This window comes from Paracoccus sp. SMMA_5_TC, assembly GCF_009696685.2.
In the GTDB taxonomy this organism is placed as follows: domain Bacteria; phylum Pseudomonadota; class Alphaproteobacteria; order Rhodobacterales; family Rhodobacteraceae; genus Paracoccus.
In genome coordinates this window covers 47501-61129 of record NZ_CP102356.1, presented here as the reverse complement: position 1 = coordinate 61129, position 13629 = coordinate 47501, and the positions used below count along the sequence as shown (strand labels likewise).

10 protein-coding genes, 1 tRNA gene and 2 rRNA genes (1 of these 13 running past the window's edge) are annotated in these 13629 nt (G+C 62.2%); 10 read left to right on the top strand and 3 right to left on the bottom strand.

The window, feature by feature from the left end:
• Nucleotides 1-249: 249 nt before the first annotated feature.
• From GB880_RS13990 to GB880_RS13945, 10 genes are all read left to right on the top strand, one after another.
• Nucleotides 250-762, top strand: a complete 513-nt coding sequence (locus tag GB880_RS13990; RefSeq protein WP_154493858.1) for a hypothetical protein — start codon at nt 250-252, stop codon at nt 760-762.
• Nucleotides 752-2560, top strand: coding sequence for a phage terminase large subunit family protein (locus tag GB880_RS13985; protein ID WP_154493857.1), 1809 nt, complete (start codon nt 752-754; stop codon nt 2558-2560). The genes GB880_RS13990 and GB880_RS13985 overlap by 11 nt, the downstream gene beginning before the upstream one ends.
• Before the next feature lie 172 nt (nt 2561-2732).
• A complete protein-coding gene (locus GB880_RS13980; RefSeq protein WP_263467420.1) occupies nt 2733-3764 on the top strand; it encodes a DNA cytosine methyltransferase in 1032 nt (343 codons plus the stop codon).
• Entirely contained in the window at nt 3764-4783 is a 1020-nt protein-coding gene (locus GB880_RS13975; RefSeq protein WP_154493855.1) for an HNH endonuclease, read from the top strand. Before GB880_RS13980 ends, GB880_RS13975 begins: the two co-directional genes overlap by 1 nt.
• Complete coding sequence (locus GB880_RS13970) at nt 4692-6134, top strand: Eco57I restriction-modification methylase domain-containing protein (RefSeq protein WP_154493854.1); 1443 nt, start codon at nt 4692-4694, stop codon at nt 6132-6134. Before GB880_RS13975 ends, GB880_RS13970 begins: the two co-directional genes overlap by 92 nt.
• Before the next feature lie 218 nt (nt 6135-6352).
• Nucleotides 6353-7648 (top strand): phage portal protein, encoded by a 1296-nt coding sequence (locus GB880_RS13965; RefSeq protein ID WP_263467405.1) that lies wholly within the window; start codon nt 6353-6355, stop codon nt 7646-7648.
• Between the two features lies 1 nt (nt 7649).
• Nucleotides 7650-9452, top strand: coding sequence for a prohead protease/major capsid protein fusion protein (locus tag GB880_RS13960; RefSeq protein WP_442793785.1), 1803 nt, complete (start codon nt 7650-7652; stop codon nt 9450-9452).
• 1 nt (nt 9453) lies between these two features.
• A complete protein-coding gene (locus GB880_RS13955; RefSeq protein WP_154493851.1) occupies nt 9454-9663 on the top strand; it encodes a phage head-tail joining protein in 210 nt (69 codons plus the stop codon).
• 3 nt (nt 9664-9666) lie between these two features.
• Nucleotides 9667-10011, top strand: coding sequence for a DUF2190 family protein (locus tag GB880_RS13950; protein ID WP_154493850.1), 345 nt, complete (start codon nt 9667-9669; stop codon nt 10009-10011).
• Nucleotides 10012-10188: 177 nt separating this feature from the next.
• Complete coding sequence (locus GB880_RS13945; RefSeq protein WP_229774415.1) at nt 10189-10818, top strand: hypothetical protein; 630 nt, start codon at nt 10189-10191, stop codon at nt 10816-10818.
• Between the two features lie 122 nt (nt 10819-10940).
• Here the strand turns inward: GB880_RS13945 and GB880_RS13940 are convergent.
• The 3 genes from GB880_RS13940 to GB880_RS13930 all read right to left on the bottom strand — a co-directional run.
• Nucleotides 10941-11017 (bottom strand) — tRNA-Met (locus GB880_RS13940).
• A gap of 37 nt (nt 11018-11054) precedes the next feature.
• Nucleotides 11055-11169 (bottom strand): 5S ribosomal RNA (gene rrf, locus GB880_RS13935).
• A gap of 91 nt (nt 11170-11260) precedes the next feature.
• Nucleotides 11261-13629 (bottom strand): 23S ribosomal RNA (locus tag GB880_RS13930) (it continues 467 nt past the right edge of the window).

Below are 13629 nucleotides of genomic sequence, written 5' to 3'. Positions count from 1 at the left end.
CTCCCCAATCCTCATCACTTTCCCCCTATATGGAAAGGTTGCCGGGGCAAGTGCGTCATCTCAACACTTTCAACGGCTTAAGCCCGAAATCCCGTCACCCTTGCGTCACCGGTGCGTCACCCGAGGCGCCGGGCGCGCCCGCCCGAGGCGGGGTCAAGTCGGAAGGATCGGGAAAGCGGCGGTTCCTCCCGGGCCGATCCGTATGTGGGGACGCGCAGCGCATTGGCCCGCCAGCGCCAGGGGGCGGAAATGACTAAACTCGACAGCCATGAGACCAAGACCGCCTTCGCCGCCCGCGTCGGCCTGACCAAGGGGCGCATCTCGCAGCTGGTGGCCGAGGGGTTGCCGGTGCGCGCGGACGGGCGGATCGACGTGGCGGTGGGCCTTGCCTGGATCGAGGACAACCTCGACCCGGCGCGGCGCAACAGGGGTGGTGCTGCTGCGACCGCTGCCCGCGTCTCGACCACGCTGGCCGAGGCCAAGCGGCTGCATGAGATCGTGAAGGTCCAGCGCGCCAAGCTGGCCTTCGAGAAGGAACAGGGCCTGCTGGTCGAAACCGCCGCCGCCACCCGCACCGTGTTCGCCCGCGCCCGTGCCGAACGCGACGCGCACATGGCGTGGGTCCAGCGCACCGCGCCGCTGCTGGCGGCCGAAGTCGGGGCCGATCCGCGCGCCACCTTCGCCGCGCTCGACCGGATGATGCGCGAGCATCTCGAACACCTGGCCGACCTGCCGCTGGGGAGCTTTGGCGATGGTGCCTGACATCGACCTCGCCTGGCGGCGCGGCATCCGCCCCGAACCGCCGATCCCGGTCTCGGACTGGGCCGACCGTCATCGCGTCCTGCCGCCGACCTCGGCCGAGCCCGGGCGCTGGCGCACGGATCGCACGCCCTACCTGCGCGCCGTGATGGACGCGCTCTCGACGGCGAGTCCCTACGAGCGCGTCGTGCTGATGAAGGGCGCGCAGACCGGCGGCTCCGAGGCGGGGCTGAACTGGCTCGGCTACATCATCCAGAATGCGCCAGGGATCGCCATGCTGGTGATGCCGTCGCTCGACATGGTGCGGCGGAACACCACCGTGCGTATCGACCCGCTCGTCGAGGCGACGCCCGCGCTCCGCGAACTGGTCGCCGCGCCCCGCTCCCGTGATGCGGGAAACAGCCTTTTCCGCAAGTCCTTCCCCGGCGGCCAGCTGGTGATGACCGGCGCGAACAGCGCGGTCGGCCTGCGATCCACGCCCGTCCGCTACCTGTTCCTCGACGAGGTGGACGGCTATCCCGGCGACGCCGATGGCGAGGGCGATCCGGTCGATCTGGCGATCCAGCGAACCGCCACCTTCCGCGGCCGACGCAAGATCTACATGGTCTCCACGCCCACGCTGAAGGGCCACTCACGCATCGAGGCGGCGTTCGAGCATAGCGACCGGCGATTCTACCACGTCCCCTGCCTGCATTGCGGCGACATGGCCCCGATCACCTGGGCCCGCATCCGCTGGCCCGAGGGGCGGCGCGACCAGGCGAATCTGGTTTGCGAGGCCTGCGGCGGCGTCCATCACGAGCACGAGAAGCCCCGCCTGCTGGCGGCGGGCGAGTGGCGCGCGACGGCCCAAGGCGATGGCCGCACCGCAGGCTTCCACCTCTCCGCGCTCTATTCGCCGTGGGAGACCTGGGCCGAGATCGCCACCGAACACGGCCGCGTGCGCAAGGACCCCGCGCGCCTGCAGGTCTGGGTCAACACCAAGCTTGGCGAGTCCTGGGAGGATCAGGCGGGCGACACCGTCCCGGCCGATCCGCTGATGGCCCGGCGCGAGGACTGGGGCGAGGCGCTGCCCGCCTCCGTCGCCGTGCTGACCGCGGGCGTCGACGTGCAGGGCGACCGGATCGAGGTGCAGATCCTCGGCTGGGGCCGCGACGAGGAGGCATGGGTGATCGACTACCGCGTGCTCTGGGGCGACCCGTCCGGGCCGCGGCTCTGGTCCGATCTCGACATGGTGCTGCAGGCGACCTTCCCGCATCCCGCCGGGCTCGACCTGCCCGTGCGCGCCGCCGCCATCGACACCGGCGGCCACCACACCAAGATGGCCTACGAGTTCTGCCGCACCCGCCTCGCCCGGCGCATCTGGGCGATCAAGGGCCGCGGCGGGCCCGGCATCCCCGTCTGGCCGCACCGTCCGACCCGGACGAACAAGGGCAAGATCCCGCTGTTCATCGTTGGCGTGGACGCGGTGAAGGACGCGGTCTACGCCCGCCTGCACCTCACCGAACCCGGCCCCGGCGCCATCCACTTCACCCGCCGCCTCGACGCCGACTACTTCCGCCAGCTGACCGCCGAACGCGTCGTCACCCGCTTCGAGCGCGGGCGCCCCATCCGCTCCTGGCAGCCCAAGCGCGACGGCGAACGCAACGAGGCCCTCGACACCTTCGTCTACGCCCACGCCGCACTACACGGGCTGATCAGCATGGGGCTCAGGCTGAACGAGGAGGTGGAACGGGTGAGTACGGCACAGACGCGAACGGATGCGGCGGCTGCGGTGGTGATTCGGTCCGCGTGGATGCGATAGTTTCTTCGGTGACGCAAGATGTTGAAACGCAGGCTGGCTTCGGATACCAAATAGGGGATACCGAAGGCCCGAGCACGCAGACTCGGGTCACGAACAATTAAAGAACATTTGCGACAATCTGCGCGGTCTCATGCCAGGCGGTGTCGCAAGGTTACCGAGGGAGCAGCCATTGGTGAAGTGTGTCAGCATCTTTTCTGGAGCAGGAGGTCTCGACGTTGGAGCCAAGAATGCTGGCGCCAAGATTATGGCATGTGTCGAGAATGACCCCGATGCTGCAGAGACGCTGCGCCTGAACCGCACCAGTATCGACAATCCTGAAATTTTCGCAGTCGACATACAGAGTGTCGACTTCACCCAGCTGAGAACGGACGAACCAACGATCCTGATCGGGGGGCCACCGTGTCAGCCTTTTTCGAAGAACGGTTACTGGGTGAAGAACGACAACCGGCTTATCGACGAAGATCCACGGAACATGATCGGGCAGTTTCTTCGCGCCATCTCTGAACTACAGCCATCTGGCTTCATTTTTGAGAACGTCGAAAGCATTCTGCATCCAACGAATATTGCTACGTTCGAGAGATTTCTTGCCGAGGCCAGAGCTCTTGGATACGCATGCACCGTCTACAGAGCGAACTCGGCAGACTTTGGCGTTCCCCAAAAGCGAAAGCGCGTATTTGTATTTGGCGTACGGAAGGCTAGAAGCCCGATCCCTCAACCGCACCCAACTCATGGCGACCCCGCCAAGCCCGAACTAATGAATGGCTTCCAGCCATATACCGGGGTCGGCGACTTCATCTCGAAATACGCCTCTGACGATTTCCGTGAGCCCCAAGAGGACGCCTCTAACGGAAACTACTTCTATGAACTTACTCATGTGCCACCAGGCAAAAATTATATCGCGCTCTCAAAGCTGAAGGGCTATAATGGTCGAAAATTCCGAACTGGTGGACGCTTCTGGAATTTTCTCCATAAGCTACATCCGGAAGAGCCCTCTATAACCATCGCAGCCCAGCCGGGTCCTTGGGTGGGCCCATTTCACTGGGATAACCGCCGCCTTCGCGTTCCTGAAGTCGCAGCCATTCAAACATTTCCAGAGGGCTACAAGTTCTTTGGCAACCGCAGGTCGGTCCAGAAGCAGATCGGCAACGCCGTACCGTGTTTGCTGGGCGAGAAGATGGTGGCGCACCTGATTGAGTATTTGTAATGGCGCTTGACCGCAATCTCCTCTTTTACTTTGTAAGGGACGCGCTTGCGCCCTACTCAGAGAACTTCCGCATTATTGACCGACAGAATCCGGTGCAAATGACACTCAATGGGGCTCGTTATTCCGCACACGTTTCCTACGTCCATGACTCGGGAAACGCTCGTGACAATGATGATGAGGTACGAATTCAGCTAGGGCGTGGGATCATTGAGGAGCAAAGGGCGAGGCAAGCGCGAGGAGACCGCGTTGCCTTTATCGGTTTCTTCGATACTGGCGACACTTTCGTGGCATGGGATCCACGACACGTATTCTCCCTACAAGCAAAGACTGTCGTGTCAGTCTACGCGCGGCAATCCCAGAGAGTGTCGGTCTCAACGCAACAAGCAGCGGTGCATCAATTCATGGCGCGGCAGCTTGGCGAACAGAGTTTTGCAATCGCGCTGCCCGCATCGGCATTGGGATTCTATCTTGAGAATGTCGAGCACTTTCATGCTCTGCGCAGTGAACATGCGATTGTCAATCTCGTCGGACGGCATACGGAAACCTTCGCTGATGCCGGCTTAGGTGCTAGCGGTGAAATTGAAGTCGATGAAGCCGGGGTACGGGAGAAATTCACGTTTGAGCGCACCGCATATCCGAGGGATCCGAGGTTCAAGAAGTGGGTTCTTGAAGCGTACGGGCAAACATGTTGTGTCTGTGATCGCCAGCTGGCGATCGTCCAGGCAGCGCACATCATTCCTCACTCAGTTGAGGGCTCGCCAAATCATGTAACAAATGGGCTCGCGCTGTGTATTGAGCACCATCGGCTTTATGATGATGCGCTTCTGTTGCCTGGCCCGGGGTGTCGCCTTGTCTTCAACACTGACCGAGCAGAATACCTACGCCAGACGAACCAAGACAAAGGCATCGGGGAGATAAGGAACTTACATGAACGACCTTTCGCCGTCCCCACCGATCCGGCACGACGTCCGCGAAACGACTACCTGCAGCGTGGGCTCGACATCCGTATGGGCGCTTGACGCTCAAGTGGCTGTCTCGGCCGCCGAGACTGCGGAAGCTGAACTCTCATACTCGTCGGAATGTAAGTCCGAGAGCAAACGAAAGCTGGCCGGAGCATACTACACTCCCGCTGATGTTGCCGATCATTTCTGGCAGATTTTTTTCGACCGCCGAAACATCACAAGTTCTCTTTCAGCGCAGAACCTTCTCGAAGGCGCCCACTTCGTTGAGCCATCCGCTGGCGCGGGAGCGCTGTTCTTCTCGCTAATCAAGGGACTAATTAATCAAGGACTATCGCCACAAATCGTTCGCTTGATTAACGCGGACCTAGTAGACATAAACCAACAAGCACTCGAATTTATTCGAGATCAGATTGAGACTCTGGAGCAGCGCTGGGACATAAAGTTCGATCGAGTAAGGCTAATCAATGGGGATTTTCGGTCCTATGAGTTTCCTGCCACAGATCGGACTGGTGTCTTTTTTGGAAATCCGCCCTTCGTGGCGAATCAGAAAGGTTCATCTAAATGGAAGAATCTCTATGCGGATTTTATTGAGCGCTCACTGGAACTGTCGCGCAAACCCGCTCATCTACACTTCATTGTCCCCCTATCGTTAGCCTTCAGTCGAGACTACAGCGCGCTGCGATCACGCATGCAGAGGCTCAAATCGGAGATATCGATATCAAATTATGACAACATCCCAGATACTTTGTTCAAGTCCGGGAAGCCAAAGCATACAAATACGAACAAGGCGAATAGCCAGCGATGCTCAATTCTTAGCATTGCCCCTGCGAGAACATCGAGAGTTTATGCTTCGGCACTTCAGAGATGGAGTAAGGGGGAGCGAACGAGCCTTCTCTCCTCCATTCCAACATTCTATGATGTCACTGATTATTACCTTGATGATCAAATTCCGCGACCCGCCAATCAATTGGTAGCTGATTATCTCCGGGCGAGTATCGAGGAGAAGCGGCTTGGATCGCTAATTTGTGGCGCGTCACGGTACCGTCTCGCAATTGGATCAGTCGCGCGGAACTATATTGGCTTTCGCGAAGAACTTGATGGGAGCAGCAATGTCCTAGGCTTCGGTAGCGAGAAAGACTTCCTCACTGCTCTCGGGGCTCTCTCTTCCCGTCTGTTTTTCGATTACTGGCTGACTGTGGGTGACGGGTTTCATCTGACCAAGTCAACGATTCTCAATTTCCCACTGGCTCAGCACGTTGAAGAAGAGTTGCAGCGACTGCAACCTGAGGTCCGTAAAATGTGGAGGAATCGCAATCACTTTCAGAAAGCAAAATTGAATAACGGCCGGCAAACTAAGTCATTTGACTTTTCGGCGGTAGCGCCGAGCCTTTATGTGAATGGGCGCTAATCTCGCGGGTGGTTTCCGCCTTCTCCGCTCCCCCGACGGGGTGCACGTTTCCCAAACATTCCCAATAGCTTGAAGGTTCGTTTCGGGCGATTCTGCCGCCCATGCGGACCTTCTTACATCGCCTTCTCGGCCTCGCGCGCGCTCGCGGCTTCGACGCCGCGGGTGGCGGGCGGCGTTGGGAGGGGGCGCGGACGGTCGACGGGCTGAACGCGGCGATCATGGCAGGCGCGACCACGGCGGCGCGGCGGGCCGGATGGTACGCGCGCAACAACCCGTGGGTCGCAGCGGCGGTGGACAGCCTGGTCGGCAATGTCGTCGGCGCCGGGATCAAGCCGCAGTCCACCCATCCTGACCGCGCAGTGCGCGAGCGGCTGCAGGCGCTCTGGCTGCGCTGGACCGATCACGCCGCCCCGGACGGGCTCGCGGATTTCTACGGGCTGCAGGCCATGGCCGTGCGCGCGATGGTCGAGAGCGGCGAGAGCTTCGCCCGGCTCCGCATCGCAAGCAACGCCGCCAGCATCCCCCTCCACCTCGAGCTTCTGGATCGCGAGCAGGTCCCCATGGACCTGCACCGCGAGATCGGCGGCGGGGCGCGGATCCGGGCGGGCATCGAGTTCGATGCCGCCGGTCGCCGCGTCGCCTACCGGGTCTTGTCCTCCCGCCCGGGCGATCCGCTGGGGTCTCTCCGCATGGACCCGCTCCGCGTCCCCGCCGCCGATTGCCTGCACCTGTTCAAGCCGCTCGCGGCGGGCCAGCTGCGCGGGATCACCTGGCTCGCGCCAGTGCTCCTGCGGCTGCACGAGCTCGACCAGTTCGAGGACGCCGCGCTGGTCAAGGCCAAGGTCGCGGCGCTGTTCACCGGCTTCATCACCGATCCCGACGGCAGCGCGGGCGGGCTTTCGGGCACCAAGACCGGCGGCGCGCTGACCGTGGGCATGGAGCCCGGCAGCCTGATCCCGCTGCCGCCCGGCACGGACATCCGGTTTTCCAACCCGACCGAGCACGACGCCTACGCGCCCTTCGTGAAGAACCACCTGCGCGCCGTCGCGGCGGGGCTGGGCCTGCCCTACGAGCTGGTCTCGGGAGACCTTGAGGGCGTCACCTATTCCTCGATCCGCGCTGGGCTCATCGAGTTCCGCCGCCGCGTCGAGCAGCTGCAGCACAATGTGGTGGTGCACCTGTTCTGCCGCCCGGTCTGGGAGCGGTTCGTTCGGCTCGCGGTGCTGACCGGCGATCTGCCCGCGCGGGACTTCGACCGGAACGCGAACGCCTATCTCGGCTGCGAATGGCTGCCGCCGAAGTTCGACTACGTCGATCCGATGAAGGACGTGCAGGCCGAGATCCTGGCGATCGGCGCGGGGCTCAAGAGCCGGTCCCAGGCGATCTCCGAGCGCGGCTACGACGCCGAACAGGTCGATGCCGAGATCGCCGCCGACCGCGAGCGCGCGGAGGGGCTGGGGCTCGCGTTCGGTCAGACGGCGACGGAACAGCAGAAGGAGGCCGCCGATGGCTGAGATGCTCGAACTGCTCACCCGCCGCGCAACCCTGGCGCCCGCGACGGCCGATCCGGAGGGCCGCACTGTCGAGGTGGTCTGGTCCACCGGCGCGCCCGTGCGCCGCCGCGACATGGCCGGGCAATACATCGAGCGGCTGAGCCTCGCGCCCGAGGCGGTGGACCTCTCGCGCCTCGAAGGGGCCAGCGTCCTCGACGCACACCGCCAGACAGCCGTGCGCGACGTGCTGGGCTCCGTCCGCAGCGCCGCCGTGGACGGCAAACGCGGCACCGCCCTCATCCAGTTCTCGGCACGGCCAGAGGTGGAGCCAGTCTGGCAGGACGTGCTGGCGGGCATCCTGCGCCACGTCTCGTTCGGCTACTCCGTCGAGGACTGGGCCGAGACGACCGAGAACGGCGCGCGCGTGCTGACCGCCGTCCGCTGGACCCCGCACGAGATTTCCCTGGTGCCGACGCCCGCCGACCCCGGCGCCCATATTCGCACGGAGACAGAGATGACTGACACGACCACAACCCCGGCCCCGCCCGAGGATCAGCAGAAAGAGATCCGCGCCGAGGCAAATGCCGAGATCCGCTCCATCGCCCGCATCGCCGGGCTGGACCAGTCGTGGATCGACGGCCAGATCGACAGAGGCGCCGATCCCGACACCGCCCGCCGCGCGGCCTTCGAGGCGCTGGCAAAGCGATCCGCGCCTCCGATCCGCACCGAACAGGTCCGCGTCGAGATGGGCGAGAGCCACGACGACCCGGCCCTGCGCGCCCGGCAGATGGGCGAAGCCCTCTACGCCCGGATCAACCCGCGCCACGAGCTCTCCGAGCCCGCCCGCCGCTATGCCTATTCCACGCCCGTCGACATGGCGAAGGAACTGCTGATGCTGCGCGGCGTGTCCACCATGGCGCTGTCGCCCGCGAGCCTCGTCACCCGTGCGCTGCACACCACCTCCGACTTCCCCATCATCCTCGGGGACACGGTGGGCCGCGTGCTGCGCGAAGCCTACCAGGCCGCGCCCTCGGGTATCCGCCGCCTCGGCCGCCAGACCACGGCGCGGGACTTCCGCGCGGTGAACAAGATCATGCTGGGCGAGGCACCGCTGCTGGAGAAGCTGAACGAGCACGGCGAGATCAAGGCCGGGACCATGGCCGAGGCGCGCGAGGCCTACAAGGTCGAGACCTGGGCCCGGAAGATCGGCATCACCCGGCAGGTTCTGGTCAATGACGACCTCGGCGCCTTCGCGGACCTTGCCCGCCGCATGGGACAGGCCGCCGCCGAGACCGAGGCGCGGATCCTCGTCACCCTCCTCGAGGCGGGCAGCGGCAATGGCCCGACGCTCACGGACGGCAAGGCGCTGTTCCATGCCGATCACGGCAACAAGGCGGCCAGTGGCGCGGTGATTTCTGACACCACCCTGTCGGCCGCCCGGTTGGCGCTGCGCACACAAAAGGGCATCGAGGGCCGCGTGATCCGCGTGACGCCGAAGAACCTGCTGGTGCCGCCTGCGCTGGAGACGATGGCAGAGAAGTGGCTCGCCAGCATCGCACCGGCCACCGCGGCGGACGTGAACCCGTCCTCCGGGTCGCTGTCGCTGGTGGTCGAGCCGCGCCTGTCCAGCGCAACGCGCTGGTATGTCACCGCCGACCCCGGCGAGATCGACGGGCTGGAGTTCGCCTATCTCTCGGGCGCGGAGGGTCCGCAGGTCGAGAGCCGCTCGGGCTGGGACGTCGACGGCGTGGAAATCCGGGTGATCCTCGATTTCGGGGCGGGCTTCATCGACCATCGGGGCTGGTTCATGAACCCAGGGGCGTAAGGTGGCCGACCTCGCCCAACTGATCGCCTGGCGGGACGCCCTGATGGCCGCGCGCTATCAGGGCGTCCGCACCGTCGAATACGACGGCAAACGCGTCACCTACGCAAGTGACGGCGAGATGGCCGCCGCGCTCGCCGACCTCAACCGGCAGATCGCAGGGGCGACCGAGCGCATCTCGGTCGTCCGCATCCAATCCTCGAAAGGGCTCTGAACCATGAAGACCTACATCCAGAATGGCCACGTCATCACCGTGCCCACACCCGCAGGCGGCATCGCATCCGGCGACGGGCTGATTGTCGGCAACATCTTCGGCATCGCCGCCTACTCGGCCGCCGAGGGCGATCCCCTCGAACTGGCCACCACCGGCGTCTACAAGCTGCCGAAAGCGACAGCGACGGTCCTGGCAATCGGCGCGCGCGTCGCCTGGGACACCGCGGCCAAACAGGTCAACACACCTGGCGCTGGGCGTTTCCCCATCGGCATCGCTATCGAGGCCGCGGGGAACGGGATTACCAGCGTCGCGGTGCGGCTGGATGGGGTCGCGACGGCGGCGGCGTGATCCCCGGAACAAACATCACAGGCGCCGACACCTGATCCCAAGGGGGGTCCAGTCTTCAACACCCCTGTCGTGGAGCATTGTCGGGCCGTCTGCTTGTTGAGATGGACGGAGCCATCCAGTAGAGAACGGAAAGAGCGTCGGCGCTCCGGATACCCCACGGCAATGTTGGAGCGCCGATTGGACCTCGACATCCCTCACCTGCTCATCGACCTCGCCGCGCGTCGGCCCGTCTTTCACTCTGAGGCTGACCTGCAGCACGAACTGGCGTGGCACCTCCGGGAAGTTCACCCCAATCTTCAGGTGCGCCTCGAATACCCGCTCGCCCGCCCGAGCAATGTCGCCATCGACATCCTGATCAGGAATGGCGATCAGGCGATGGCACTGGAACTGAAGTACCTCTGCCAGCGCGTCGAGTACGACGTCGATGGCGAACCGTTCGCTCTCAAGCCACAGGGCGCCCAAGACATTAGGCGCTATGACGTCCTGAAGGACGTCTGGCGCATGGAGCAGTTTCTGGCGGCACGTCCCAGCGCGTCCGCCGCCGTTCTCGCCCTCACCAACGACCCGGCCTACTGGCGCGGACCTCGGGGCCTGAGCACATGCGATGCCGCCTTCGCGTTGCGCGAGGGACGTTCTGTCACCGGTCTGCTCGACTGGGCCCCGCACACAGGGGCGGGCACCAAGCGGGGCCGGGAAACGACGATCAACTTCATGGGCGAATACCGGATGACGTGGGCCGACTATTCCCGCGTCGAAGGCCCTTTCGGGGAGTTCCGGTTCCTCTACCTACCGGTTGCCCGTCCTTGAGTCGGGTGCCATCCGTTGACACGCGCCGCCATCGCTCTGTTGACACAGTGTTGACACGGCTCGGAAACGCAAAAGGCCTCCCGCGAGGGAGGCTCTTATGCAACTGTATTCTGTGATGTTTTTGGTTGCGGGGGCAGGATTTGAACCTGCGGCCTTCAGGTTATGAGCCTGACGAGCTACCGGGCTGCTCTACCCCGCGTCATGATTTGTTCTGAGGGATTGTCGCTTCTTTTCAGGTCTGGCGGTGACCTACTCTCCCACGTCTTGAGACGCAGTACCATTGGCGCTACGGCACTTAACGGCCGAGTTCGGGATGGGATCGGGTGTTTTGCTCGTGCTTTGGCCACCAGACCTGAGAAGGAGCGACATCGGCGTTATCCTGATTTTTCAGGATGGGTTGTCCAAGGCTGCTTCTGGAAGGAGGGTCTGCCTTCTTCCGGATCAAATCAAGCCAATCGAGCCATTAGTACCGGTCAACTGAACGCATTGCTGCGCTTACATCTCCGGCCTATCGACGTGGTGGTCTTCCACGGCTCTCAAGGGATACCTTGTTTTGAGGGGGGCTTCACGCTTAGATGCCTTCAGCGTTTATCCTGTCCGTTCATAGCTACCCAGCACTGCCGTTGGCACGACAACTGGTCCACCAGTGGAACGTTCACCCCGGTCCTCTCGTACTAGGGGCAACTCCTCTCAAGTATCCTACACCCACGGCAGATAGGGACCGAACTGTCTCACGACGTTCTAAACCCAGCTCACGTACCTCTTTAAATGGCGAACAGCCATACCCTTGGGACCTGCTCCAGCCCCAGGATGAGATGAGCCGACATCGAGGTGCCAAACGATGCCGTCGATATGGACTCTTGGGCATCATCAGCCTGTTATCCCCAGCGTACCTTTTATCCGTTGAGCGATGGCCCTTCCACTCGGGACCACCGGATCACTATGGCCGACTTTCGTCTCTGCTCGACTTGTCAGTCTTGCAGTCAGGCTGGCTTCTGCCATTGCACTCAACGAGCGATTTCCGACCGCTCTGAGCCAACCTTCGCGCGCCTCCGTTACTCTTTGGGAGGCGACCGCCCCAGTCAAACTACCCACCACGCAGGGTCCCGGACCCGGATAACGGGCCGCGGTTAGACATCAAGAGTGCGAAGGGTGGTATCTCAAGGGTGGCTCCACGGGGACTGGCGTCCCCGCTTCGATGCCTACCACCTATCCTGCACATCACAATCCTGATGCCAGTGCGAAGCTATAGTAAAGGTGCATGGGGTCTTTCCGTCTAACCGCGGGAAGTCTGCATCTTCACAGACAGTTCAATTTCGCTGAGTCCACATTTGAGACAGCGGGGAAGTCGTTACGCCATTCGTGCAGGTCGGAACTTACCCGACAAGGAATTTCGCTACCTTAGGACCGTTATAGTTACGGCCGCCGTTTACCGGGGCTTCAATTCAAGGCTTGCACCTCTCCTTTTAACCTTCCGGCACCGGGCAGGCGTCAGACCCTATACGTCGCCTTACGGCTTCGCAGAGCCCTGTGTTTTTAGTAAACAGTCGCCACCCCCTGGTTTGTGCCCCCCGCCCACAGTTGCCTGCGAACGGGGCCTCCTTCTCGCGAACTTACGGAGGTATTTTGCCGAGTTCCTTAAATGTGGTTCTCTCAAGCGCCTTGGTATTCTCTACCAGTCCACCTGTGTCGGTTTAGGGTACGGTCATGTGGAGGGCTATTTCCAGGAACCGCTCAGCAGCCCGATCAATCCGTTAAGACCGAACTACACCTGCGATCCGTCACCATCTCCTGGCCCAGGAATATTAACCTGGTTCCCATCGACTACGCCTTTCGGCCTCGCCTTAGGGGCCGGCTTACCCTGCTCAGATTAGCTTTAAGCAGGAACCCTTGGACTTTCGGCGACAGGGTCTCTCACCCTGTTTGTCGCTACTCATGTCAACATTCTCACTTCTGATCACTCCACCGGATGCCTTACAGCCCGGCTTCACAGTCAGAACATTGCCTCCGCTGCTTCTTGCGAAGCAGAAGAGGCAGCGTTCCATATCACAGAACGCTCCGCTACCGCACATCCCGAAGGATGCACCCAAAGCTTCGGCTCGTGGCTTGAGCCCCGTTACATCTTCGCCGCAAGACCTCTTGATTAGACCAGTGAGCTGTTACGCTATCTTTAAAGGATGGCTGCTTCTAAGCCAACCTCCTGGTTGTTTTGGAAGTCTCACATGCTTTCCCACTTAGCCACGAATTGGGGGCCTTAGCTGTTGGTCAGGGTTGTTTCCCTCTCCACGACGGACGTTAGCACCCGCCGTGTGTCTCCCGGATAGTCCTTCCTGGTATTCGGAGTTTGCTTAGACTCAGTAAGGCTGTGGGCCCCCATCATCCATGCAGTGCTCTACCCCCAGGAGGATACGTCCGAGGCGCTACCTAAATAGCTTTCGCGGAGAACCAGCTATCTCCAGATTTGATTGGCCTTTCACCCCTAGGCACAAGTCATCCCGACCTTTTTCAACAGGTGTGGGTTCGGACCTCCAGTTGGTGTTACCCAACCTTCATCCTGCTCATGCCTAGATCATCTGGTTTCGGGTCTGATCCGTCTGACTCATGCGCCCTTTTAAGACTCGCTTTCGCTGCGCCTACACCTAACGGCTTAAGCTTGCCAGACAGACCAAGTCGTTGACCCATTATACAAAAGGTACGCCGTCACCGCGCAAGGCGGCTCCGACTGCTTGTAGGCGTCCGGTTTCAGAAACTGTTTCACTCCCCTCGTCGGGGTGCTTTTCACCTTTCCCTCACGGTACTGGTTCGCTATCG